This window comes from Salinithrix halophila, assembly GCF_042650125.1.
GTDB lineage: Bacteria > Bacillota > Bacilli > Thermoactinomycetales > DSM-45169 > Salinithrix > Salinithrix halophila.
Genome location: NZ_JBHSAP010000007.1, coordinates 173,493 through 198,813, shown reverse-complemented (window position 1 = coordinate 198,813; position 25,321 = coordinate 173,493). Strand labels below are relative to the sequence as shown.

The window sequence follows — 25,321 nt, the reverse complement described above, 5'->3', positions numbered from 1 at the left end:
AACCCGTTGTATTTTATATCGAACGTTTGTTATAATATAAACATGCCTAAGGTCATCGATCACGATGAGTATCGTGAGGAACTGCTTAGTCAGTGTCTGGAGTTGTTCGCACGCGAGGGGTACGGTGCCCTTTCCATGCGAAAGATCGCCGATGCCCTCGATGTATCGACGGGTACTTTGTACCATTACTTTTCCAGCAAAGAGGACCTTTTTCACCAATTGGTGGAGGTAATTACCTGCCAGGACCTCTTCGACGCGGAAACGGCCCTAAAAGACGCCGAGACCCTGGATGCCCGGATCGATGCACTGCTCCGATTTATCGAGGAACGTGAGTCATCCTTTCTTAACCAGGTGTTCATCTGGATGGATTATTACCGGAACATTACCCCTGAAGCGGAACCGGGTCCCCGGGAAGCCCTCATTGAGTATGAGGAGGGAATCGCGCGTTTATTAGGGACAGAAGATCCGGAGATCGCCCGGTTTATCCTGGTCATGATGAACGGACTGGTTATCCAGCGTTATCTGGATGGAGGACGTACTTCCCTGGAAGGGCAATCAGCCCTGATCCGGGACTTTCTCATCCAACGCAAGGCAAAAGGGTCCCTGTGAGGGGGCTTTTTTCGCGGAAAGAGGCGGCAGTCGTGAGAAAAGGAGGGATCTCGATGGGTTGGGTATTCCTTATCCTCGCGATTGTCCTCGAAGTGGCCGGAACCATCTCGATGAAATTTTCCGAGGGGTTCACCCGGCCATTGTTCGCAGTGATGATGGTCCTCTTCTACGGGACGAGTTTCACCTGTCTGACCGTGGCTGTCAAGGGACTGGATCTTAGCTTGTCCTACGCTATCTGGGCTGGGGTGGGGACTGCCCTGGTCACCGTAGCCGGGATCTTCTGGTTCCAGGAACCGGTCAACGGGGCCAAACTTGTCTCTCTGGGACTGATCATTGCCGGGGTCGTCGGTTTAAAATTGGCTTGAAAGCCTAAAAACAAGGAGGAAAACCGTTATCGACATCGACCGAAGTTTTCGGGATGACAATCGCAAGCAGAAAGAACCTGATAGGTAAAACCGCCTCTACCCGCGACCGAAAGGATCAAGGGAGAGGCGGTTTTGTATTCTGGGCCGATGTCAGGGGAGACAGGTCTATCTTCCGGTGGAGGTTTAAGGCAAGAACGGAAAGTCAAAAGTATAGGAGACCCGAAAGACCGTTTTCGAAAAGGAGCGGATAGGATGAATGTACTGGTGATCGGAGCCAACGGAAAGACGGGGAAACTCGTAGTTCAAGGATTGGTAAAAGGCGGGCAACACCGGGTTCGGGCGATGGTGCGGGAGCCCAAACAAATCCCCTCCTTGGAAGAGATGGGAGCTGAAACGGTCGTCGCCGATTTGGAAAACGATATCCCCCATGCCTATGAGGGAGTGAACGCCGTCATCTTCGCAGCTGGTTCTGGTAGTCATACCGGGCTTGACAAGACCGAACAGGTGGATCATCTGGGGGCGGTCAAATCCGTTGACGAGGCGATCAAGCACGGGGTCAATCGTTTCATCATGCTGAGTTCGCTCGGTGCCGACGATCCTGCTTATGCTCCAGAAAAGCTCCGCCCCTTTCTGGAGGCAAAGGCTCAAGCCGATGATCATCTGATGCAGAGTAAGCTTTCTTATACGATCGTTCGACCGGGGGCTCTTTCTGACGATCCGGCTGTCGGTACAATTGCCGCTGGTCGGATCGAGGACCGTTCCGGCAGTATACCGCGGGCGGACGTTGCCAACACCTTGATCGCTTGTCTCGATGAGGCCAATACCGTAGGGAAAGTCTTTGAAATTCTTTCTGGTGGAACGCCTATCGACCAGGCGTTGCAGGAACTTTAAGCCAGAAAAAACGATCCCGCTAGGGGGATCGTTTTTTTATACTTGGATTAATCGGCACCCATCGGCTTAGCTGCTTCCGGGGAGTAGACGGAAACACGGCTGACATGTTTGTTATCTTTTTTCGAAAGAATGAATCTCAGCTCGTATTTGCCGGGTTTTTTATCTTTGTAAGGGTGGTAAGTGAGGACTTTCTCTCCAGTAAAGGGATCTTTTGTGACTTTGTTCGGTTTCCCCAGCTGCTTGATGAGTTCCGCCTTGGTCACCTCTTGCAGAGGATGGTCTACCGCCTGAGGGCCGGTAACCTGAATGTCATAAACGACATCTCCCCGGCCGGCCGCAACGAAAAACTCTCCATGCATCATCCCCGGTATATATCGATCGTAGGGGAAATCGGGCTCAGCGGGATAGTTTGGGTCTCCCCATTTTTCATACACTTCGTCAATCAAGGTTTTCCCGACGACAAATTCCGATCCTCGCACTTTTCCTTTACGTGCCAATTTCACGGCTTCATCGACCACTTCGTTGTGCGACTTCTGGGTTGTTTTTGCCACGGCTGAATGGCCGGTCGACGCTTTTGCCGATGCTGTCACGGCTTTAGCGGTTGCATAGGCTTGTGCCGCATCCGCTTGCGTTGGAGCGGTGAAGGTTCCCGCCCCGAGCAAAAGGCTAAGGGATAACACACTGACAGGCAAAAACTTGGCTTTTCGATCCATGATCATCCTCCTCAATTAGGTTTTGGAGTCAGATCAAACTCCAATTGCTGAAGCTATTATTTATTATAAGGGATAAAGAGGATATAAAAAGGTTGCTTTTAAGTGTGAAATGTCCCCTTTTATCGGGAATAAGATCGTATGAAACCGGGTTATGGGCGAATAATTTCCTTTGTTTCTTACATAGAACTGTGGAAAGCGGGGGGTGAAGGAAAATGCGATGAAAGTTCGCTTTTTCCTTTTGTCCGATTTCGTACAATGTTTCCACCTCTGCCGCGTATGCTGATAACAGAAGCAGATGGGGTGAGGGGGAGATAGGGTTGACGGGTCATCAAAGGGAATTGGAACGTTCGATCGCGGAAATTACGGAAATCGCGGAGGGGTTCGGCCTTGATTTCTACCCGATGCGGTATGAAATCTGCCCCCCAGACATTATTTATACCTTTGGTGCTTATGGAATGCCGACGCGGTTTTCCCATTGGAGTTTTGGGAAGGCGTTTCACCGGATGAAGCTTCAGTATGATCTAAACTTGAGCCGAATTTATGAGCTGGTGATCAACTCTAACCCTTGTTATGCTTTTTTGCTTAAGGGGAATAGCCTGATCCAGAACAAATTGATCGCTGCCCATGTGCTAGCGCACTGTGATTTTTTTAAAAACAATATCCGCTTCTCCAACACTTCCCGGGACATGGTGGAAAGCATGGCTGCCAGTGCGGAACGGATCCGCCAGTATGAGCTGGAATACGGGAAGGATCGTGTGGAGAGTTTTTTGGACAGTGTCCTAGCGATCCAGGAACATGTGGATCCGAGTCTGAAAAAGCGACCCAGGAGACGGGAGGAAGAGGAGAAGGAGGGGCCTTCCAAACGAACCACCCCCTATGATGACCTGTGGCGTTTGGACCGAAAGACGAAAGAAGCGCAGAAAAAGGAAAAGTTCAAGCGGGTGAAATTCCCGGAATCCCCAGAGAAGGATCTGCTCCTTTTCCTCATGAACCACAGCCGAGTGCTGGAGAGCTGGCAACAGGACATTATGACGGTGCTCCGGGAGGAAATGCTTTACTTCTGGCCCCAGATGGAAACCAAAATCATGAATGAGGGCTGGGCTTCCTACTGGCATATCCGGATCTTGCGGGAGATGGAGCTGACCGAAGAGGAAACCCTGGAATTCGCCAAATTAAACGCTTCAGTCATCCAGCCTTCTCAAACCTCCATCAATCCCTATTTTCTCGGATTGAAGATTTTCGAAGACATCGAAAAGCGCTGGGATCACCCGAGGAAAGAGGAACGAGAGAAGTTGGGGCGTGAACCCGGCAAGGGCCGGGAAAAGATGTTTGAGGTTCGGGAAATGGATATGGATACGTCCTTTTTACGTAACTACCTGACGAAAGAGCTGGTGGAAGACCTGGACCTTTATATCTTTCACCGTACGGGAAACGAGTGGACGGTGTCCGATAAGAACTGGAAAAACGTCCGGGAGCAGCTGATCTCCTCCCGGGTCAACGGCGGTCATCCAACCATCGTCGTCGTCAACGGGGACTATCTGAGCAATGGTGAACTCTATTTGGAACATCGCTATGAAGGTATCGAACTGGATGTAAAATACATCGAGAAGACCATGCCCCATGTCCATGATTTGTGGGGTCGCCCCATCCACATGGAAACCGTCATCGAGGGGAAACCGGTCCTCTTCACTTACAATGGCAAAAAGTGCAACCGCCGGTTTCTTTGACTGGAGTACCAAGCCCGGAGAGTCGTCCATCAAGGTATGCCTGTGGAGGCGTTCTGGTCAGGAGCGTTCAATTTGTTTACAATGGTGAAAAAGCGATAGGAGGGATTACACCATGCGCCTCTTGCATGAAATTTTGGACCATAATCGTACCTTTGTGGAAAATCAGGAGTATAAGCCTTATCAGACGACCAAGTTCCCCGATAAAAAACTGGTCATTCTCTCCTGTATGGATACACGGCTGACAGAGCTGTTGCCCAAAGCGATGAATGTACGGAACGGGGATACCAAGATAATCAAGAATGCCGGAGCTGTGGTATCCCACCCCTTTGGCAGTATCATGCGCAGTCTGATCGTAGCCGTTTATGAACTGGGAGCGGAAGAGGTGTGCGTGGTGGGCCACCACGGATGCGGGATGGCCGGCATCCAGCCTGAGGAAACCCTGCGGAAGATGGTGGAGCGGGGGATCTCGGAGACGACTCTGGATACCCTGGAACGGGCCGGTGTCAATTTGACCGAGTGGCTTCAAGGTTTCCATTCCGTAGAAGAGAGCGTGAAGGCCAGTGCGGAGATGATCCGAAAACACCCTCTCCTGCCGGCGAACCTGCCGGTTCATGGGCTGGTGATCGACCCGAGTACAGGAAAGCTGGATCTGGTGACGGAAGGGTACGGGTCACAGGAGGAGCCGAAAGTAACGACCTGATAAAGAATATGAAAAAGGGCACCGGTCAAAATACGGTGCCCTTTTTTTGTAGGGTTTCTGTAGGTGCTAATCAATTCATATTCTCCTGATTTCCCTCCTCTGACACCGATTCGGACCATTGGTCATAGGTGCAGAGGCCATTTAGGGGGTCTTTGCAGTTTCGGTTGGTGGTCGAGAAGGAATTTGAGAGCCCGAGGCAATCCAGAACAACACGCCTGAAATTTCTTCATCGGTGTTCGAAAAACTGCGGATGGTCAAAGTAAAGGATTGGTCCTCTAACTCCTTCAGGCTGGCGTTACACAGAGGATGGTTGGTCATGGCCACTACTCCGTACCCTGGAGAAGGGAAGGAGGAGGGCAGCGAGACCGTTACTTCGGTTTCACCGTTTTTTGAGATCGTGAAGGGTAGGTTGCCGGAGAAGACAGCGGGTACCTGGAAGGATAGTTTTTCGGGACCGATATGACCGTCTCGGATTTTGCCGGAAGTGACGGAGCCGTCGATCAGATGTTCTTCCTGGATGGAAGCTGGGCGAAGGTGGTCAGAAGTAATTGAGCCGTTACTGATCTTTTCGCCATTGATGGCCCCTTCCTCGATGGCAAAGCGATCGACAGCACCAGCCCGGAGATGTCGTGTGCTGACAATCCCTTGTTCCAGGTGTTCGGACTGAATGGAGTGGGCTTGAATATGCTTGGCGTTCACGCTTCCTTTGGCGAGATGTTTCTCCTCGACGGATTTCGAGCACAAATGGTCGGTCCGGATCGATTCCGACTCGATTTTATTTCCGGTGACCGCATGGTCAGCCAGAGTTTCAGTATCGACGGAACCTGTTCGAAGGTGCCGGGAGCCGATGCAGTTTTCTGTCAGTTTGTCACTGGATACCACGCCGTCACCCAAATGACTGGTTTGCACTTGAGAAAGCCCCAGATGATGAGCCTGGATGGAACCGGGAGCGATTTTATCTTCTGTGACGGCTTCCTTCGCCAGTTTGTTTCCCGTGACGGACAGATCGATCAGTTTGTCGGTGGAGATAGACTCCGGTGTAATTTTGGATCCGCTGATGGAGTTGTTGACCAGATGATCGCCGGTGATGGATTCATGCTGAAGGTGTTGGGAGTTAATGGATCCTTTCCGAAGATGGAGGGTATTCACGCTGTTTTCACTCAGATGACTTTCTCCAACGGATCTGGCGCAAAGGTGGTCGGCTCGGATCGACTCTGTTCGGAGTTTATCTGCGGTGACCGAATTGTCAGCCAGGGTTTCGGTATTGATGGAACCGAGCCGGAGGTGTCGGGTGCCGATGGATCCTTCCTGGAGGTGGCTGGCGTTTACGCTGTTTTCGCTCAGGTGACTTTCTCCAACGGATCCGCTGCTAAGGTGGTTGGCTCGGATCGACTCTGTCCGGAGTTTATCCGCGGTGACCGCATTGTCAGCTAGGGTTTCGGTATCGACGGAACCGGGCCGGAGGTGCCGGTAACCGATGCAGTTTTCTGTCAGTTTGTCACTGGATACCACGCCGTCACCCAAATGACTGGTTTGTACTTGAGAAACCCCCAGATGATGGCCCTGGATGGAACCGGGAGCGATTTTATCTTCTGTGACGGCTTCCTTCGCCAGTTTGTTTCCCGTGACGGACAGATCGATCAGTTTGTCGGTGGAGATAGACTCCGGTGTAATTTTGGATCCGCTGATGGAGTTGTTGACCAGATGATCGCCGGTGATGGATTCATGCTGAAGGTGTTGGGAGTTAATGGATCCTTTCCGAAGATGGAGGGTATTCACGCTGTTTTCACTCAGATGACTTTCTCCAACGGATCTGGCGCAAAGGTGGTCGGCTCGGATCGACTCTGTTCGGAGTTTATCTGCGGTGACCGAATTGTCAGCCAGGGTTTCGGTATTGATGGAACCGAGCCGGAGGTGTCGGGTGCCGATGGATCCTTCCTGGAGGTGGCTGGCGTTTACGCTGTTTTCGCTCAGGTGACTTTCTCCAACGGATCCGCTGCTAAGGTGGTCGGCTCGGATCGACTCTGTCCGGAGTTTATCCGCGGTGACCGCATTGTCAGCTAGGGTTTCGGTATCGACGGAACCGGGCCGGAGGTGCCGGTAACCGATGCAGTTTTCTGTCAGTTTGTCACTGGATACCACGCCGTCACCCAAATGACTGGTTTGTACTTGAGAAAGCCCCAGATGATGGCCCTGGATGGAACCGGGAGCGATTTTATCTTCTGTGACGGCTTCCTTGGCCAATTTGTTTCCTGTGATGGAAAAGTCGATCAATTTGTCGGTAGAGACCGATTCCGACATGATTTTGGATGTGGTGATAGAACGATCGGCCAGATGTTCTCGGTGGATGGATTCAGGTTGAAGGTGTCGGGAGCCGACGGATCCTTCTTGGAGGTGATGGGTGTGGACAGACCCTTCCTGGATGTGGCTGGCGTTTACACTGTTTTTGCTCAGATGCCGATCTTCGATAGATCCGGCACTAAGGTGGTTGGCACGGATCGACTCTGCCCCGATTTTATCCGCGGTAACCGCATTGTCAACAAGGGTTTCGGTATCGACGGAACCGTGCTGGAGGTGTCGGGAGTTGATGGAACCCTCCTGAAGGTGGCTGGCGTTTACGCTGTTTTCGCCTAGGTGTCGCACTCCGATAGACCCGTTACAAAGGTGGTCGGCTCGGATCGACTCTGTCCGGAGTTTATCCGCGGTGACCGCATTGTCAGCTAGGGTTTCGGTATCGACGGAACCGGGCCGGAGGTGCCGGTAACCGATGCAGTTTTCTGTCAGTTTGTCACTGGATACCACGCCGTCACCCAAATGACTGGTTTGTACTTGAGAAAGCCCCAGATGATGGCCCTGGATGGAACCGGGAGCGATTTTATCTTCTGTGACGGCTTCCTTCGCCAGTTTGTCTTCCGTGATGGATAAATCGATCAGCTTGTCGGTCGAGATGGATTCCGGCGTAATTTTGGATGCGGTGATGGAGTGGTTGGCCAGATGATCAGTGTGAATGGACTCAGGCTGAAGGTGCCGGGAGTCGACCGCGCTTTCCTGAAGGTGGTCGGTGTGGACGGAACCGGCCTGAATATGGTTGGCATTTACACTGTTTTCGCCTAGGTGCCTTTCTGCGATGGATCCGGTGTCAAGATGGTCGCTCCGGATCGACTCCGTCTGGATTTTATCCGCGGTCACCGCTTTGTCGGCAAGGGCTTCGGTATCGACAGAACCGGGTCGGAGATGATGAGAATCGATGCAATCTTCCGCCAACTGGTCACTGGATACAGCGCCTCCGTCCAGGTGGTCGGCTTTCACCTGAGCAAGCCCTAGATGATGGGCCTGGATGGAACCGGGGGCGATTTTATCTTCTGTAACGGCTTCATCTGCCAGCTTGCTTTCGGTGATGGAAAGGTCAATCAGCTTGTCGGTCGAGATGGATTCCGCCATGATTTTAGATGTGGTGATGGAGCGGTTAGCCAGATGTTCCCCGTTGACAGATCCAGTCTGGAGGTGGGTGGAACGGATGCTGTTTTCGGCGAGATGTGCCTCCCTGACGGCCCCGGGACGAAGATGGTCGGCATCGATAGACTCTGTCCCGATTTTATCGGCAGTGACGGATTGATCGGCGAGCGCGTCTGGCCTGACGGAGCCGATCTGGAGATGACGGGCATCGACTGCACCTTCTTGCAGGTGGTTGGAGTGGATGGAATCTTCCTGAAGGTGGTTGGCGTTCACGCTGCCATCGGTTAGGTGCTCTTCTGCAATCGATTCGGCACAAAGATGGGAAGAATGGATGGATTCCGGTTGGATTTTATCGGCAGTAACGGCGTGATCGCTCAAAGCCTCAGAACCAACGCATCCGGGTTGCAGATGGATGAAATCGACGACACCCGGTTGAAGGTGATCGGAGTGAATGGATTCGTCCTGGAGATGGCTGGTGCTCACACTGCCATCGGCCAGGTGTTTCCCTCTGACGGACTGGGAACGCAAATGGTCGGTGCCGATGGCTTCCATCTGGATTTTATCCGCGGTGACCGCTTCGTCGGCAAGGGAATGGGTGCTGATACTGCCCGGATCCAGATGTCGAGCTTGAATGGATTGATCCTTGATATGCTCAGAGTCAATGCTGTTTTTCGTTAATTTTTCACCGGTTATGGAGCTGTCGGCCAAATAGGCAGCCTCTAATTGAAAAAAACCTAAGTGATAGGACTCGATAGAGGATGGGGCGATTTTATTCTTGGTCACGGCTTCGTTCGCTAGTTTGTTTTCTGTAACCGATAGGTCACTCAATTTGTCGGTCGAGATGGATTCCGGTGTAATCTTGGATGAGGTAATGGAACGGTCAGCCAGTTTTTCTCCGGTGATGGCGGAATCAGCTAAATGGCTTCCTTCAATCGAGCCTTTTTGGATATGAGATTGACTGATGGAATCGGGGGCCAAGTGCTGACCCTGTATCGATTCATAGGCCAAGTGTTCGGTGTTAATCGATTTTTCGGTCAGCATGTGGGCTTTAATGGAGCCGGGGGCGATTTTGGAGCTGGTGACGGCTTCATCGGCTAAATGGTTTTCCTCGATCAAACCACCACTTAAATGTTGAGATTGGATCGATTGGTCTTTCAGAACGCGTGAGTCCAAGGTATTGGTCTCGATTTTATTCCCTGTGATGCTTCGTTCTGTCAGGTGATCGGTACAGATGGAATTGGGCCGCAAGTGAAATTCCTGAATGGTCTCGGGTTGAATGATATGGCCGTCTACGGATCCAGGAGCCAGTTTTTCCCGTGTTACGGATTGTTCTGAAAGGTGCTTCGTCTCGATGGCTTCATTGGCCAGGTGAAGGCCCTCGATGGCTTGGGGGGCGATCTTTTGTGATGTGACGGCTTCTGGTTGCAGGTTTTCCGAAGCCACAGCTTCCTCAGCGATTTTCGCTTGATCTACGGACTGGTTGGCGAGCTGATCGGTGTGTATCGAACCGTTCTGTATCTTTTCCGAGGTGATCGTTTGGTCTGCAATATGGTCGCCCTGAATGTGGTTGGGGGCAATATGGTGGGCCTGGATGGCTTGATCTTTAATTTTGGTTCCGTCAATGCTGTAATAAGCGAGTTGTTCGCCCTTAATAGACAGTTCTCCAAGATGTTCGGCTCGGATGCTTTCCCGTTGAATGTGCTCTGTTCCGACGGAATCAGGGGAGAGGTGGTGGGCTTTGACGGCTTTTTGGGCGATTTTCCAGGAGTGAACCGCCTCATTAGCCAGCTTGGCTTCATCCACGGATTGATCTTGCAGATGGTCGTGAGAAACCGCTCCGAAACGGATATTGGCATGGTCTACTGAGTTTTTCGCGAGTTTATCATGGGTGACAGATCCGTCCAGCAAGTCTGTTGTATAAATGAATGGTTTCCCGTTATCCACCCGTGAACGATTTTTTTTGACCTGTTTTATTTCGGAAGGCAAGTTATCGTCCGATGTTTTTTGCATGGGTTGGGAGACCCTGGGGCTATCCTTTTCAGAATCGGGTTGGAAAGGCGGGGGTGTCGGTACAGAAGAAGGTTCAACGTCGGAAAGCGGAAGGTGGGAATTAGCCTCGATTGTCTGATCCGTCTCTTCTTTCTTAACCTGCTCCAAAGGACGGGGAGACGTTTGATCTTCCCGATGTGTGGTCCGTTTTAATTCGTTCATTTCATCCCGGATAATGTTTTCCAGGGCCCATTCGTCATCCAGGACGTCTTGACGCGGGAGCCGTTCCCTTTTCTGGCCGGATTGTTTCCTTTTCCGTCTCATCCCTTTCAGTCCTTTCTGCCTGTTTTTCCTCCGTATAGGTATATTCACTAGGGATGAATGCGGATACCGCCCGGTGAAAATCTGGGCGGTTTCTCTGCCAAGATGAAAAAAGACCCTCCTTTTATTAGAGGGTGAAAAGCAGAAGTTGATAAGAGGGCACCAGGTTGTCCGTTAAAAATGGCCTGGAGCCCCTTTCGGGGGCTCCCTTTATTCGAAGATTATTGAATGTGGGTGAAAAACTCAGAGGCTTCCCAGTTTCCTCCTCCGAGGCAGAGGGTAGGCTTACCCGTGGGGCCAGTCGTAAGGTGGAAGGCCTGTAAGCCCATAGAAAAGCAAAGTTTGAGACTGGGGATGTTGTCGCAGGCTACGCGTGTGTATACTTTCCCCAGCTTGCCAATGGCATGTTCTAAGAGAGTTTCGCCCACTCGTTGATTGCGAAATTTAGGGTGAACCACAATATAAGCTTCCTCCAGGCCGAACTTACCAAACAAGATAAAACCCGTCAGTCGTTTTCCTTCTGTTGCAGCTGCAAGTAAGGTGCCTTCAGGAAAAGGGTCCGAGTGGAGATCCCTCAGCCAGCGAATGGCCCGGTGAGTGATACGTCGATCTCCGTAATTCCTTGAGAAGCGAACCAGCTTTGGACGAATACGGTGAAGTTGTTTAGGAGTGAGGGTGCGGATTTCCAACCGTTACACCTCTTTCCGTGCAGGTGCCTGGAAACCGCTGAGAAACAGGCAGTATTGGAGCAGTCGTTTCAACGAGAGTTGCCGAATATCCGGTTCGTCAAACTTCATCGGCTTAGCGTTCGCTTCAAAAAACCAGAGTCGTCCATCCTGTTCCAAACCCAGATCCATCGACATCTCCCCAAGGTTTTTCCCTACCTGCTCTTCGATGTGGGCGGCGATTCGAATCCCGGTTTCTTCGATGATTTTCATCACTTCGGAAGAGCGGGAACTGAATAAGGTTCCGATTACTTGATCGGCATCGGCGATGGATCCCCCCATCGGGACATGCGTGCTGATGGCGTCCTTGCCGGCCACTCGAATTCCCAGTCCTGTTTTTCTCCACTTTCCCTGACCGTCTTTTTGTACCAGAAGACGTAAATCGAAGGGGCGCTCCTGGAAACAGGCAAGTGAAATAGCCTGTTGAACCACGTACTTGCGGCCACTGGTCAGCAGGGGAAGTTGCCGGAGGAGTTCTTTCCAGTCAGCATATCTATAGTGTCGTACATCTTGAATCTTCTGGTGAATTACTTCATATCCCTTTTGCAGGCGCCGAATCCGGATCATCCCGTTCCCCGCCTTATCGTTGACTGGTTTGAGATAAAGGATTTTGTGGGTTTCAGCCATCTGTCGGAATCGCTCCGGATCATTCCATAAGCAGGTTTCAGGCAACAGGGAGCGGAGCTCAGGGGAGCGTTCCAGGTAGAGGTGAAGGGTCCATTTATCGAAAAAGCCCGGATTGAAAAGGTGAATCTGGGAAGAATGCAATAAATGTTGGAGGGTGCTCTCCACCGCTGGCTGTTGTTCCGCTTTCCGGGTGGGAATCCGATTGTAAACCACATGGGGCATGGGGAGAACTGCATGAACCCATCGCTGCCGTAATTTGCGGGAGTCGAGGAGCCATCCTCGCACTGTGGGGGAGTTGGCGCGGAACCCTTCGGGTGTGACAACGAAAACCATCACCCCCATCCGGCGTCCCATCCGAATGATGTCACTGAAGTTGGACCGGTTCCCGTGGAAAGAACCCGAACCGGAAGAAGTAAGGATAGCGATAAACGGACCCGCTTTCCACCTCCCGTCTTCGGTCTGCATCAAACGGGTAGGCATTATCCGAGGGGACCCCGGAGCCATCTGCATCTGTCGGACACGAAGCTCCTTCCTCATACTCATGCCCAGAGTCACCGAAAGCTTATCGGGCAGCTTATCCGGTCGGAACCGTGGATGGGGAATGAAAGTAAGGGTGGAAGCCCCCTTTTGGAGGGCGAGCCAACCCGATTGAGGTTGAGTCATCCGAACGACTCCTCTCTTAGAGAAATTGTGCCAGTTTCAGGCTGTATTCGGTGATGCAGCGGGCAGAAAGCCGATCCGCGTCTTTCAGTGTCGGGTGGAGGAAGATATGACGACCGGGTTTGGAGTTGACTTCAAAGAGCCATACCCGTCGGTACCGATCCACCCCGATGTCCAACCCCAACTCCCCCAAGGGGCCTTCTACCTCGTTTTCTAGGGCAGTCGCGACTCGGATGGAGGCGTCGGCGATCTTGTTTTCCATGATTGCCTCCTGCCCCGGAAAGGATCGAGAGAGGAGTTCTGATGTAGAGAGGAGGGAACCGCCGGTTCGGCCGTGGGTGGTGACACTTCCTAAACCAGCCACTTTGGCACCGATTCCCACCACCTTCCAGGCACCGGTTCGGTCTTTATGCATATGGACGCGGAAATCGACGGGCCGACCGTTAATTTTAATCAGGCGGATTCCCTGCTGTACCAAGTAGCGTTTCAAAGTTGTCATCTGCGGACCAAAATGATGTTTTAACAACGTGACGAGGGATTGAAAACGGCGCAACACGTTTTTTTCTCCGTCGCGGAATCGACAGAAATAACCGCCTTGGGGATGACGGGTGATGCGAAAAATTCCCAGTCCCAGGCTTCCACCGCTCGGTTTTAGATAGACCATCTGATGCCGGTCGACCATCTGCTGGATGATCTGAACATCGGGAGCATGGTAGGTTTCGGGGATATTTTCCGACGTGAGCTCATGAGTGAATAGTTTTTCGTGGATCGACCACTTATTGAAGAATCCTTGGTTGAAAATTTGGCAACGGGCCCAGTTGGTTAAACGGGAACGGCAGGCCTGAACTTGGGGCAGGGACTCCGATTTCCGGTTGGGCACCCGTTCGTAAACGACGTCCGGAAGGGGAGAGAAGCGGCGGACCCAACGCCATTGACCGGCGGAATCCTTTAGATAGAACCAGCCGGAGACCACACGGGTGTTCCAATCCACCATCTCCGGGGTAAAAACGTAAAAAAAGGGCTTATCCTCCCGGCCAGCCGTCAAAAAGTTTCGGAACAGGTTGGTACGGCCTCCGAAAGGAGTGGAAGGTGAACCGGTGAAGCCCGTGGTCAAGATGGCGATAACGGGGCCCATACGGAGTTCCTTCTGGCGGTAAGAAACCCTGATTTCCCCGAAGTGGGGGATAGAGAGTTGCCGAACGATTTCACGGGGAAGGTAGATTGCCGGTTCTTTCTTTTTTACACCGATCATTCGCGTGATGAGGGTTTTGTTGCCTACAGATAATTTGATCGATTGGCCTTGCTGACAACCCCATTCCTTCATCAGGGCCTGGGCGATCATTACCGCCTGGGGTGGAGCGGCGGAAGTGAGTGCATAAAGACGGCAGATGTTGGAATTCATACAGACCCTCCTTTAAGTCCTTGAAACAGGGTATGTGCATAGAGCATTGGTTGTTTAACGGATTGACGGCGGATCTCCTTTTCCCCGGTTCGGAGGAAAACGGAACGACCGGGCTTTGAGTTGGCTTCCAGGAGCCAAACGCGGCCTTTGCGGTCGATGCCGATGTCCAGTCCCAGTTCGAGGAGGCGTCCGTGCTCCCGTTCGATTTGTCTGGGTACCTCGAGGGCCAGCCGTTGGACCTTGGTAAGTATCTCCTCTGCCAGCGGTTTTGGGAAATGGCGCTGGATAAAAGGAACCGCCTTCTCCGCTTTTCCACCGCCATGCAGGTTGGATGTCAGGGTGTTCGGAGCGCCGGATCGGATCGCCATGCCCGTGGTTACCCAATTACCCCTTCCATCTTTTTGTACCAGTATCCGCAGGTCAAAGGGGTGTCCATCGACCGTAGTTAATGCCAAGCACGGCTGAATCACATACCGTGTCGACCCGACAAAATGATTGATCCAATCCGTAAGAGCGGATTTGCTCTTCAATCGGTAGCGAAAGGTTTGGTTGGATAGAGAGCGCCCTTTCAGGCGGAAGGTGTCCCCATCCGGCCAAATCGCGGCCACTCCCCTCCCATGGCTGCCCCCGTTCGGTTTGATCAAGACGGTGCCGAACCGATGAAGGGCTTCCTGGACGTCAGTGGGGGAGGAGAATTTGAGCATCGGAGGGAGGTAGGGACGAAGGATGGGGTTTTTGCTCAACATCTCCTGTGTTGTTAGTTTGCCTCCGAGGGGGCGCCCCAGAAGCTGGACACGGGGGTGATTGGCCAATCGGACGACGTGGGGTTTATAGGTGAGATAATGTCGGCTGTCCGTATAATAGCAGCGGTCATAGATCAAGGGAGGCAAGGGGAACCGGCCCTGGATCCATTGACCAGCCTTTGCATTGTACTTCCAGGCGATTACTTGTTGTTTGGACCAGTCGACATCCATCGGGCAAAAGACGATCACCTCGATTCCAAGAGGCTTTCCTTCCCGGGCGAGTTGCTTAAAGTAGCCGGCCTCCTGGAAAGGGGGCGTCACCCTCTTCGACCGGCAGACGATGACGCCCAACAGATTTTGGCTCGGGCCGTTCATCTCGGTTTCCTCCTGAAAGGCTTTTGCTGAGGGCGCCTGGGCTGCCGGATATGGATGTAAGGAGCCCAGTCGGTGCAGAAAATCACATAGTCGATCAGACGGACCACAGAGGGACGCAAGGCCAAGGTGGGTCGGGTGACCGTGTCATCGGTCTTGGAGGGCTTGGAGTTGAGTTCAATCAACCATAGATGTCCCCGTTTATCTACGACTAGATCGATCCCCAGTTCGGCGAAATGTCCCTGGGCCAATTCTTCGAAGGTTCGGGCGATGGTAAGGGCAGTATTCTGCATGGTGCGCAGATCGGGTTTAATCCCGACGGTATGGATGGAGGCCAGTACTTCTCCGGCTTTTCGAAGGGTTCCTCCCCGGGCCAGGTTGGAGACGATATGAGAATCGTTGGCGACCCGGGCGACGGTGGAAGTAACCGACCAAACTCCAGTAGCGTTTTTTTGTACCAGGACGCGAAAATCGACAGAACGGTCGTCCAAGGTGACCAAATTGAGTCCTCTTTGGATGATGTAACGGGAACCCGCCGTTTTCCGAGAGATCCGTCGGAGGGCCTCCCGGTACTGAGGAAAGATGCGAGTCACGGTGCCTGTTGCCTCAGAGTACTGACAGATCCATTTGCCGTCCTGTAGAGTGACCCGGATAATTCCTTGCCCGAGGCTACCGTTTGTCGGTTTAAGGAAGACGGTTCGGTATTGTTCCACCATCGGTTTCAGACGGGAAATGTGCCAGGGTTGAGTATCTGGCAGCATCTTCGCTATTTGTTCATTTTTCGATAACGTGTCGTACATCTGTTGCTTATCGAGAAAGGTTTCGTTAAATAAATCTACATGGTGGGTCGTTTTCAGTTCATTCAGTTTCTGTTGCAGAACGGTTCCCCTCTCCAGACGTCGAGATGTGAGCCGGTTGTAGACCACGTCGGGAAGGGGTGATTGGCTGGATTGCCATCGATTCGCTCCCCAAGTCCAGCCTCGGATGGTCTTGGAGGATAAGTCGATCCCTTCGGGAGGGAAAACGGTGAGATAGACTCCGCGGGAGGCTGCTGCTTGAGCGCACTCTTCCATAAAACGGGTCATTACCCCGAACAACTGGGTGTCGCGTCCTTCTACATCTCGATTCATCAGGATACCGAGAAAAGGGCCCAACATGAGACAGCGGGCGGAGGGGTCATAGCGGGCATTTAGCGTTTTTTGACCGGTGATCTTGAGCCGTTCAGCCAGCCGGGAACTCACCCGAACAAGCGGGGTATGGTTCTGGATCAGGGTGATCAGGGCGGGGTCCGAAGCGGAACCGAAGGTGACCCACACGGGGCGTCGGGGAAGGTTCAACCGGCTGGCGAGAGATTGGCTCATGATCATGTTCGTTTGGTGGGGAAAGTATCGTTCGGATACGATCTGGATTACAATGCGTGCATACCCCATGTCGATCCCCTTCCGCATAAAGTGACTGATATAAGTTATGTAGGCATGTTTTTTCCGGTGAATAAAAGGGGCTTGGCAGTGGGTCGAACTCCTTTCCGCAAAAAAAGGAGGTTTTTTTCTAAAAGAGGTGGTATAAGCATAAGAGGGAAGGATCCGAGAGGAGGATTTGTATGAACCCTTATGATAAAGCACACGAACTGGCCCGGGCGCTGAAAGCCTCCGACGAGTTAGCTGCCCTCGCCGAGTCCCGGCAAATGCTCGGTCAGGATCCGGAGGGAGCCCGGCTCTTGAATGCTTTCCGTGAAAAACAGATGGAGCTTTCGGCCTTCCGAATGCAGGGAACAGAGCCGGGCACCGACCTGAAGGAGGAGGTCCAGCGGCTGGCGTCCGAGATCGAAGCGAGGCCGCACCTGCGACGGTGTGTGGAGGCGGAAAACCGGGCCGGACAGCTGATGGCGGACATCAACCGTATCATTGCTGGTCCTTTTGAAGAGTTATACCGGTCCGGTCAGGGCTGAGATATGAGCCGCCGGTATCGGCGCCCGGGGATTATACACACGTTGGAGGGAATCCCATGCAAGTAATCTTTCACGGTCAAAGCTGTTTTGAAATCCAACACGACAACCACAACCTGATCATCGACCCCTTCCTGAGCGGGAATCCTGTGGCCAAGACGAAACCGGAGGAAATCAAAGCGAAGTGGATTCTGCTGAGCCACGGCCATGGGGATCACGTGGGGGATACAGTAGCCATCGCCAAAAAAAATGATGCAACCGTCATTGCGCCCAATGAACTAGCCGTTTGGCTCAGCTGGCAAGGGTTGAAAGCCCATCCGATGCATATTGGAGGAGGCCATCATTTCCCATTCGGAAGGGTACAGTTGACCCAAGCGTTTCACGGTTCGGCTCATATCGATGAAGAGAAACAGGAGATCGTCTATTTGGGTATGCCGGCGGGCATTCTACTCACCCTTGGAGGCAAGACCTTGTACCATGCAGGAGATACGGCTCTTTTTTCTGATATGAAGCTGATCGGGATGCAGAATGACGTGGACCTGGCCATGTTACCGATCGGGGATAACTTCACGATGGGGCCCGCGGATGCCCTTCTCGCCGCAGAGTGGGTGGGTGCCAAACAAGTGGTGCCGATGCATTACAACACCTTCCCTCTGATCGAACAGGATGGGGAAGCCTTCACCCAACGGCTGGAGGCGAAGAAGATACGCGGCACGGTCCTAGAACCTGGTGAGTCGCTCCGCTTGTGACCGGTTAATTTCAACCGATAACAAACTGTAAATATCGTGTAATGTCCCTGTAATGTCAAAGATTTACCCTGAAAATAGGATGAAAACCCCCTATTTGAGTCGGTGATCTACTCACCGCCTCTTTTTTTTGTACATGTTTGGGCTCTTTGTGCCATAGAATGTAGCAACGGAAAGGGGATGGTTATGATCCGAAACAAGCACGCCATCGCCCTGGCGGCTGCCCTCCTTATGCTGGTGTTTGCCGTCCCCCGGTTGCCGGTGGGTGGGGAGACGGACATCCGGACGATTTTCACCGCTTCATGGCTCGCTTTCGCTTATTTGGTGATCGCTGCTAACTGGCGGGCAGTGTTGAGGCTGGATCGGGAGGTACAACGTCGGAACGAACAGGTTCGGCGCAGACGTTGGCTTCAGGCCCGGCAACGGCAAAGTAGCGGAAGGTCAAAAAAAGGGGTCGATTTCCGGCGAAGTTCTCTTTGACGACAATCCAGCGGAGCGGATAGCTTGAACTTCTTCGTTGGAGGATAAGAGGGATGGGGACGATCAACCCGTGTCTATAACCTCAGGAGGCTTTCCTAAGAGAAGCCTCCTATTTCTTTTTTGGAAACCCTTGACCCCCTCGTGTATAATTGTGGAAGAATAATCCCGGTGAAAGTGGAATAGAAGGGAGTAAATCAAGTGGCCACCAAACATGAACGGATCCTGGAGCATATAGAGAAGCTGGATATCGGCCACAAAATATCCGTCCGGCAGATTGCGAGGGAGTTGGGGGTTTCCGAGGGAACCGCCTACCGTGCGATCAAGGATGCGGAAGTGAAGGGGCTCGTTTCCACCGTGGAACGAGTGGGTACAGTCCGAATTGAGAAAAAGAACCGTGCCGAGATTGAACGGCTCACCTTTGCTGAAGTGGTCAACATCGTAGACGGCCATGTACTCGGAGGGAAAGCAGGTCTTCACAAAACGCTGAACCGATTTGTCATCGGTGCGATGAAACTGGAGGCGATGATCCGCTATGTGGAGCCCGGGAATCTTTTAATCGTCGGTAACCGGGATAACGCCCACCGGATTTCCTTGGAGAGAGGGGCTGCTGTCCTAATCACCGGAGGTTTTGAAGCGACGGATCAGGTGAAAGACCTGGCCGATCGGCTGGAACTGCCTGTCATCTCCTGTACCTACGATACCTTTACGGTGGCGGCCATGATTAACCGGGCTATCTATGACCGGTTGATCAAGAAAGAAATCCTTCTTGTAGAAGATATGCTTTCCCCGGATCAACCGCCGGAGTTCCTGAAGCTGACCGATACCATTGCCCGTTTTCACGACTCCGTCCGAGAGACAAGGCACAGCCGTTATCCCGTCGTGGATGACCAAGGAAAACTCCACGGGATGATCACTGCTAAAGACGTGGTGGGTCATCCTTCTGAAGAACGGGTGGAGCGGGTGATGACAAAAAACCCGATCACCGTAACCCCCCTGACTTCCCTGGCAGCGGCTGCCCATGAGATGGTTTGGGAAGGGATCGAATTGTTGCCGGTGGTCAACGGCCAGCATCAGCTTCTTGGTGTGATCAGCCGCCAGGATGTGATCAAATCCCTCCAGTATATGCAGAAGCAGCCGCAGGTGGGTGAAACGATCAATGATCTGATCTTCCGAGGGTTTGAAGAGGTACGGGAAAAGAACGGGGAACTGGTCTATCGCGGCATGGTGACGCCTCAGATGACCGATCCTCTCGGCACATTGTCCACCGGCGTGCTGACTTCTCTCATCACGGAAGCCGCTTACCGGCGTTTAAGGAGACAGCACCGGGGGGACATGGTGGCGGACAACCTGACTCTGTATCTGCTGAAGCCGGTGCAGTTGGAGCAGGAATTGACGATTGTCCCCCGACTGATCGACATGGGGCGTAAAACAGGAAAGGTCGATCTGGAAGTGTTTCATGGCGGACAAGTGGTAGCGAAGGCCCTGGTAACCGCTCAACTGATCGAACGTTAGCGGGTGGGCGGAGTTGACTTCATGAAAAAACCGCGAGGGGGATTCCCTTGCGGTTTTTTCCTATTTTTCACCTGGATCTTTTTCAGCTTCCTTGGCAGGAGATCCATCTTTTTTCAACCGTTCTTCCGCCTGACGAACGCGGAGCAGGTTGCTCCAGCCGGCGAAGAGATTGAAAAGGCCGATAGCGGCAATCAGCAGGAGAAGCAACAGACGCATCCAGTTTCCCGCCAGAGAAAGGCCCTGCATCAGGGAAACAGCGATAAACATGATCCCCATGTGAATGTTCATCCATGCCTGATGCCGCTGTCGTGTCAGGCCGTCGCTACGGCGGGAAGCCATACTTAAGGAAAAGGTGCGGACCGCTGTGTACAGGATGACGATGACGAGGAAAATCAAAAAGGGTTCCATCGAAAAGACCCCCTTCATTTTTTGACAGGATGGAACGAGAAGCGCCTCCGCCCGCAGGCGGAGGCGCTTGTGCGAGAGAACGGGTCGTCAGCGGGGAGACTCTATGGTGTCCGGGGGGCACTGGCGACCGTCGTCTCCGCGTCCTTTCGGGATGAACCAATAACCGATCGGCGTCCGGTCGATGAAGACCGGCATTTCGATCGCACCCAATTCCTTCTCAATCAACTGGGCGACTTCTTTGCTTTCCGCGTAGGCTGAATAGCCACGCTTTAGTTTTTCCACTTTTTCCCGAGCCAGCTTCCTACGGCTGATAATCAATCGGATCCCCCCCTTCCTAATCTCTATCATACACGGAAGGGAAGCGTTTGGCGATCATTGTGTATCGAGGGACACATCTTTGTCAGAACTTTCACGGGCGATGACCCACACTTTCAGCTCAGAATTGATGAAGGCAAGATATTTCAATTGCAGTTGCAGCGGGGATGTGTTTTTCCCTGGTAATTTTACAACGCGGTTTTTTAACATGGTATCCAATACTGCTGGGTCGTTACTCACCCAATGGACGGATTTGTTAAGGAAAGGCTTCAGGATGGATTCCACTTCGGTTTTAATTTTGTCCTGGTTGAATTTCTCACTGGAATCGATTTCTACTTGGATTTGTTCAATGTACTCGGCGCTTTGCTGCCGCCGAGCATCCTGTTCTGCGTGTTTATCCAAATCTTGTTGTAGTAATTGGATTTTTTTGATTTTGCGGTTGTGTTCATAATACAGGGTTTCCCGTTCCAGATAAAGGCTTTCCAGCTTCTCGCCGAACAGAAAGGTCATGATGATGGAACCGGCCAGGATACCGAAAAAAAAGGCGACCAGGAGGCGTAAGTAGCGAAATCCTTTTCTCTGCTGCGGCATCTTACATATCCCCTTGAATTAACCACTGGATCAGGGCAGTGCCGAGATGGGCCCCAAAAAAGGCGCTTAGGATGAAGATCAGCTGTTGGGCCACCCGGTTTAACTCTCCGCCTAGGATGTGCAGCTCAAAGGATTTAATCGTATCAAAGGTGCCCCCGAGTGCGGCTACTAACGCCCAGATTTTCAGTTGGTCCGCCAACTTCAACATGGCGTAGAGAGGAGGCTGGTTCGTAAAAAAGGCTCCCACCCCGCCCAACAGCGCTCCGCCGAGGACCACGCCGAGGGCGATGCAGAAGTTGAGAATCGTGGTTGACCAAAACTCGCCGATCGGCAACACCCAACACCGCCTTCCGATGGGAAAAAGAATCCGTTATTCCATCCTTATGAGACGGATCGCGTGTTTATGTGGACAGGTAGGCGAGAGATTGGACAGTGAAATCGGGGGATTGTATGTTCGGGTTTGCTTCTGTGAGGTATAATAGGAAGAAAGATCGGCAATGTTGGGTGGTCATGATGAGCGACTTTGTCCATTTGCACGTCCATACGGAATACAGCCTCTTGGATGGGGCGGCCCGGATTCGGGAGCTGGTGGGAAAGGCGAAGGAAGCGGGGTTCGATTCCCTCGCAATCACCGATCATGGGGTACTCTACGGGGTGGTACCTTTCTACAAATCCTGCCTCGAAGCAGGTCTTCGGCCGATTATTGGTTGTGAGGTATATGTTACTTCCGGCAGCTTGGAGGAGCGTCCCCGTCAGCGGGAAAGCCGGATCCACCATCTCTTATTGCTGGCTGAGACGAACGAGGGATACCAAAACCTGATGAAGCTGGTGTCTGAAGCTCACCTCCGGGGTTTTCATTATAAACCCCGGATAGATAAAGAGCTTCTCCGGGCTCACAGCCGGGGGCTGATCGCCACCAGTGCCTGCCTTGCCGGGGAAATTCCCCAGGCGATCCTGGAAGACAACATGGCCAAAGCGAAGAGATTGGCTGAGGAATACAAGGAGATCTTTGGTCCAGAACACTTCTTTTTTGAACTTCAGGATCATGGTTTACCGGAACAGCAAAAAGTCAATCGGCAGCTGATCGGACTCTCTCAGGCGATGGAAATTCCCTTGGTGGCCACCAACGACCTTCATTATATCGAGAAAGAAGATGCCACGGTCCAGGATTGCCTCCTCTGCATCGGGACCAACAGGAAACTGGAAGAGAAGGATCGGATGCGCTTTCCTTCAGAGGAATTTTATCTGAAGAGTGCCGAGGAGATGAAACGCCTTTTCGCCCGTGTTCCGGAGGCGGTCAAAAATACCCGCCGAATTGCTGACCGGTGCCGGGTGGAGATTCCCCTTGGCGGAAGACTCTTGCCGGCGTTTCCGGTTCCGGAAGGAGAGACAGCCGCCGGGCATCTCCGGCAGCTTTGTTTCCAAGGGGCGGAGGAGCGCTATGGCACCCTCTCCGATGCGGTTCGAAAACGCCTGGAGTACGAGTTGTCCGTGATTAACGAAATGGGGTTTTCAGACTACTTCTTGATCGTTTGGGATTTCATCCGGTTTGCTCGAGAGAAGGGGATTGCCGTCGGGCCGGGACGGGGGTCGGCGGCAGGCAGCCTCGTTGCCTATGTCCTTTTCATCACCGATATCGATCCCATTCGATATAAGCTCCTTTTTGAACGTTTCCTTAATCCGGAGCGAATCAACATGCCGGATATCGATATCGACTTTAATTATGAGCGGCGGGATGAGGTGATCGGGTACGTCACTCGGAAATATGGGGACCACCGTGTCGCCCAGATCATCACCTTCGGAACCATGGCGCCACGGGCTGCTGTGCGTGATGTGGGACGGGTAATGGGACTTCCTTATGCCGATGTGGACAAGGCGGCTAAGATGATTCCGGCGGGCCCTGGTGTCACCTTAGAACAAGTGATGAAGCCGGACTCCGAGCTGGCTAAGTGGAGCCGGAAAGATCCTCGCCTTACGCGATTGATGGAGACAGTAGCCAAGGTGGAGGGGCTGCCCCGCCACGTTTCCACTCACGCTGCTGGAGTCGTTATCTCCAAAGGGGATTTAACGGATTATGTTCCTCTGGAACAGGGGAATGAAGGGATCAGTCTCACCCAGTACCCGATGGAGGTGCTGGAGGAGATCGGTCTTCTGAAGGCGGACTTTCTAGGGTTACGAAATCTGACAGTCATCGAACAAGCTGTGGACGCGATCCGGGAAAAAGAAGGGGTCACCATTGACTTCAGGGATTCGGAGTACGACGACCCGGCTACATACCGGATGCTTTCCAAGGGGGAGACGGCAGGTGTTTTCCAGCTGGAGTCAGCGGGAATGCGAAAGGTGCTCCGAGAGTTGAAGCCGACGAGTTTCGAAGATCTGATTGCCGTCTTGGCTCTGTACCGACCAGGACCGATGGAACAGATTCCCCGTTTTATACGTGCCAAGCACGGGCAGGAAAAAGTGGATTACCCCCATCCTGATCTGAAGCCGATTCTCTCCAACACCTACGGGATTATCGTCTACCAGGAGCAAATCATGCGGATTGCGAGCCAGATGGCCGGCTTTACGTTGGGGCAGGCGGACATTTTGCGCCGAGCGGTTTCCAAAAAGAAACGGAGGATCCTGAACGAACAACGGGCTGTCTTTATCAAGGGTGCGATAAAACAGGGTTACAGTGAAGAAACGGGAGGGAAAGTGTATGATCTGATCGTCCGCTTCGCTGACTACGGATTTAATCGGAGCCACTCCGCTGCCTATGCAGTGCTGGCCTATCAGACGGCTTTCTTGAAAGCCAATTATCCGCTCTACTTTATGTCAGCGCTTCTGACAACTGTGATGGGGAGCCATGGAAAGATGGCGGAATACATCGAGGATTGCCGCCGGATGGGAATTCGGGTTCTCCACCCTGATGTCAATGAAAGTGAGCGAGCTTTTGCCGTCAAAGGGAATGCGATCCGGGTCGGGTTGGCGGCCATTAAAAACGTGGGCACCCATGCCATCACCTCCATCCTGAAAGAACGTCGGCAAAAACCCTTCCATGATCTCTTTGACTTCTGTCAGCGGGTGGATTTGCGCACCTGCAACCGGAGGGTGATTGAGTCCCTGATCCAGTGTGGAGCGATGGATAGTTTACCAGAGCATCGGGCCCAGGCGTTGGCGATGCTGGATGAGGCGATGGAACGCGGAGGAGATTATCAGCGACGTCAGTCCGAGGACCAATTGAAGTTGTTTGAGGACGGACCGGAGATGCATCAGACACGTTTCAGCTATGACGGGGTAAAACCATTCCGCGAAAGAGAGAGATTGGAAATGGAGCGGGAGCTCCTCGGCCTCTATTTATCCGGCCATCCCCTCGATGGTTTTCGAGAGACGATAGCCCGTGTCACCAGCCACACGGTGTCTGATCTAGATTCTGCCCGGGAAGAGGAACGGGTGACCATAGCCGGAATGATCCGGGATGTGAAAGCGATCACCACCAAGAAAGGCGAGGGGATGGCATTCGTTACGTTGGAGGAGTTTTCCCGTGAGGCGGAGTTGGTTGTCTTTCCCCGTACGTTGCGTCAATATCGCACCCTGTTGCAGCTTGATCGGCCTATTCGCGTCAGCGGCAAGGTGAACCACCATGAAAACGGCGTGAAAATCCTAACCGATACCTTCGAGGACTTGGAACGGCTGGAACGGGAAAAAGGGACTCATGGCGGGAGGCTTCCACGAAAGCAAGAATCTCCTGCGATGGATGAGAAGCCGCAGCGTGGTGGAGTCGAAGCTTATATCCGGATCAGTCGGGAGCGGGAAGGGGCTGAAACATTGGAAGCGCTGAAACGCCTCCTATTGTCTCACAAGGGGAAGACCCCCGTCCGCCTCTACTATGAATCCTCGGGGAAGGTGCTAGCTCTTCCTGCAACCAAGTACGGGATCCATCCGTCGGAAGAATGCAAAAGTCGTGTGGAGGATATCCTAGGTAAGCACTCTTTTCGATTGAAAGAGTCTCCCACCACCCGCACCTGATTCAAGCGGGTTACAT

Annotated in this window: 21 protein-coding genes; 10 read left to right on the top strand and 11 right to left on the bottom strand. The window is 52.7% G+C overall.

Annotated elements, in window-relative coordinates; all coding sequences use genetic code 11:
• Positions 1 to 42: 42 nt before the first annotated feature.
• The 3 genes from ACFOUO_RS03135 (at position 43) to ACFOUO_RS03125 (ending at position 1,865) form a co-directional block, all read left to right on the top strand.
• Complete coding sequence (locus ACFOUO_RS03135) at positions 43 to 609, top strand: TetR/AcrR family transcriptional regulator (protein ID WP_380702062.1); 567 nt, start codon at positions 43 to 45, stop codon at positions 607 to 609.
• 53 nt (positions 610 to 662) lie between these two features.
• Positions 663 to 974, top strand: coding sequence for a DMT family transporter (locus ACFOUO_RS03130; protein ID WP_380702060.1), 312 nt, complete (start codon positions 663 to 665; stop codon positions 972 to 974).
• Positions 975 to 1,226: 252 nt separating this feature from the next.
• Positions 1,227 to 1,865: an SDR family oxidoreductase gene (locus tag ACFOUO_RS03125; RefSeq protein ID WP_380702058.1), complete on the top strand. Its 639-nt coding sequence runs from the start codon at positions 1,227 to 1,229 to the stop codon at positions 1,863 to 1,865.
• Between the two features lie 47 nt (positions 1,866 to 1,912).
• On the opposite strand, the gene ACFOUO_RS03120 is transcribed toward ACFOUO_RS03125, so the two are convergent.
• The gene (locus ACFOUO_RS03120; protein WP_380702056.1) at positions 1,913 to 2,578 is read right to left on the bottom strand and encodes a DUF4309 domain-containing protein; all 666 of its coding nucleotides are present in this window, start codon (positions 2,576 to 2,578) and stop codon (positions 1,913 to 1,915) included.
• 317 nt (positions 2,579 to 2,895) lie between these two features.
• Here ACFOUO_RS03120 and ACFOUO_RS03115 point away from each other — a divergent pair, with 317 nt between their 5' ends.
• Positions 2,896 to 4,305 carry a SpoVR family protein gene (locus tag ACFOUO_RS03115; protein WP_380702054.1) on the top strand — a complete coding sequence of 470 codons (1,410 nt, stop codon included), beginning with the start codon at positions 2,896 to 2,898 and terminating at the stop codon, positions 4,303 to 4,305.
• 112 nt (positions 4,306 to 4,417) lie between these two features.
• Entirely contained in the window at positions 4,418 to 5,005 is a 588-nt protein-coding gene (locus ACFOUO_RS03110; protein ID WP_380702052.1) for a beta-class carbonic anhydrase, read from the top strand.
• A 141-nt stretch (positions 5,006 to 5,146) separates the two neighbouring features.
• On the opposite strand, the gene ACFOUO_RS03105 is transcribed toward ACFOUO_RS03110, so the two are convergent.
• The 6 genes from ACFOUO_RS03105 to ACFOUO_RS03080 form a co-directional block, all read right to left on the bottom strand.
• The gene (locus ACFOUO_RS03105) at positions 5,147 to 7,306 is read right to left on the bottom strand and encodes a WIAG-tail domain (protein WP_380703227.1); all 2,160 of its coding nucleotides are present in this window, start codon (positions 7,304 to 7,306) and stop codon (positions 5,147 to 5,149) included.
• Between the two features lie 3,686 nt (positions 7,307 to 10,992).
• Complete coding sequence (locus tag ACFOUO_RS03100; RefSeq protein WP_380702050.1) at positions 10,993 to 11,460, bottom strand: GNAT family N-acetyltransferase; 468 nt, start codon at positions 11,458 to 11,460, stop codon at positions 10,993 to 10,995.
• Between the two features lie 3 nt (positions 11,461 to 11,463).
• Entirely contained in the window at positions 11,464 to 12,786 is a 1,323-nt protein-coding gene (locus tag ACFOUO_RS03095) for a YheC/YheD family endospore coat-associated protein (RefSeq protein ID WP_380702048.1), read from the bottom strand.
• 16 nt (positions 12,787 to 12,802) lie between these two features.
• Complete coding sequence (locus tag ACFOUO_RS03090) at positions 12,803 to 14,185, bottom strand: YheC/YheD family endospore coat-associated protein (RefSeq protein WP_380702046.1); 1,383 nt, start codon at positions 14,183 to 14,185, stop codon at positions 12,803 to 12,805.
• The gene (locus ACFOUO_RS03085) at positions 14,182 to 15,303 is read right to left on the bottom strand and encodes a YheC/YheD family endospore coat-associated protein (protein WP_380702044.1); all 1,122 of its coding nucleotides are present in this window, start codon (positions 15,301 to 15,303) and stop codon (positions 14,182 to 14,184) included. The genes ACFOUO_RS03090 and ACFOUO_RS03085 overlap by 4 nt, the downstream gene beginning before the upstream one ends.
• Positions 15,300 to 16,730, bottom strand: a complete 1,431-nt coding sequence (locus ACFOUO_RS03080; protein WP_380702042.1) for a YheC/YheD family endospore coat-associated protein — start codon at positions 16,728 to 16,730, stop codon at positions 15,300 to 15,302. The genes ACFOUO_RS03085 and ACFOUO_RS03080 overlap by 4 nt, the downstream gene beginning before the upstream one ends.
• 170 nt (positions 16,731 to 16,900) lie before the next feature.
• Between ACFOUO_RS03080 and ACFOUO_RS03075 the strand changes: the two genes are divergently transcribed.
• The 4 genes from ACFOUO_RS03075 (at position 16,901) to ACFOUO_RS03060 (ending at position 19,983) form a co-directional block, all read left to right on the top strand.
• Entirely contained in the window at positions 16,901 to 17,248 is a 348-nt protein-coding gene (locus ACFOUO_RS03075; protein ID WP_380702040.1) for a YlbF family regulator, read from the top strand.
• 56 nt (positions 17,249 to 17,304) lie between these two features.
• A complete protein-coding gene (locus ACFOUO_RS03070) occupies positions 17,305 to 17,994 on the top strand; it encodes a metal-dependent hydrolase (protein WP_380702038.1) in 690 nt (229 codons plus the stop codon).
• Between the two features lie 183 nt (positions 17,995 to 18,177).
• On the top strand, positions 18,178 to 18,471 hold the full coding sequence (locus tag ACFOUO_RS03065) for a hypothetical protein (RefSeq protein WP_380702036.1): 294 nt from the start codon (positions 18,178 to 18,180) through the stop codon (positions 18,469 to 18,471).
• Between the two features lie 198 nt (positions 18,472 to 18,669).
• Entirely contained in the window at positions 18,670 to 19,983 is a 1,314-nt protein-coding gene (locus ACFOUO_RS03060) for a DRTGG domain-containing protein (protein ID WP_380702034.1), read from the top strand.
• Positions 19,984 to 20,043: 60 nt separating this feature from the next.
• Here ACFOUO_RS03060 and ACFOUO_RS03055 read toward each other — a convergent pair whose 3' ends face one another.
• The 4 genes from ACFOUO_RS03055 to ACFOUO_RS03040 all read right to left on the bottom strand — a co-directional run bounded on the left by ACFOUO_RS03055 (position 20,044) and on the right by ACFOUO_RS03040 (position 21,634).
• A complete protein-coding gene (locus ACFOUO_RS03055) occupies positions 20,044 to 20,391 on the bottom strand; it encodes a hypothetical protein (protein WP_380702032.1) in 348 nt (115 codons plus the stop codon).
• An 87-nt stretch (positions 20,392 to 20,478) separates the two neighbouring features.
• On the bottom strand, positions 20,479 to 20,709 hold the full coding sequence (locus ACFOUO_RS03050; protein ID WP_380702030.1) for a hypothetical protein: 231 nt from the start codon (positions 20,707 to 20,709) through the stop codon (positions 20,479 to 20,481).
• 54 nt (positions 20,710 to 20,763) lie between these two features.
• Positions 20,764 to 21,297, bottom strand: coding sequence for a hypothetical protein (locus ACFOUO_RS03045; RefSeq protein WP_380702028.1), 534 nt, complete (start codon positions 21,295 to 21,297; stop codon positions 20,764 to 20,766).
• Position 21,298: 1 nt separating this feature from the next.
• Positions 21,299 to 21,634 carry a YtrH family sporulation protein gene (locus ACFOUO_RS03040; RefSeq protein ID WP_380702026.1) on the bottom strand — a complete coding sequence of 112 codons (336 nt, stop codon included), beginning with the start codon at positions 21,632 to 21,634 and terminating at the stop codon, positions 21,299 to 21,301.
• A 176-nt stretch (positions 21,635 to 21,810) separates the two neighbouring features.
• Between ACFOUO_RS03040 and ACFOUO_RS03035 the strand changes: the two genes are divergently transcribed.
• Positions 21,811 to 25,305: a DNA polymerase III subunit alpha gene (locus ACFOUO_RS03035; protein ID WP_380702024.1), complete on the top strand. Its 3,495-nt coding sequence runs from the start codon at positions 21,811 to 21,813 to the stop codon at positions 25,303 to 25,305.
• Positions 25,306 to 25,321: the final 16 nt, after the last annotated feature.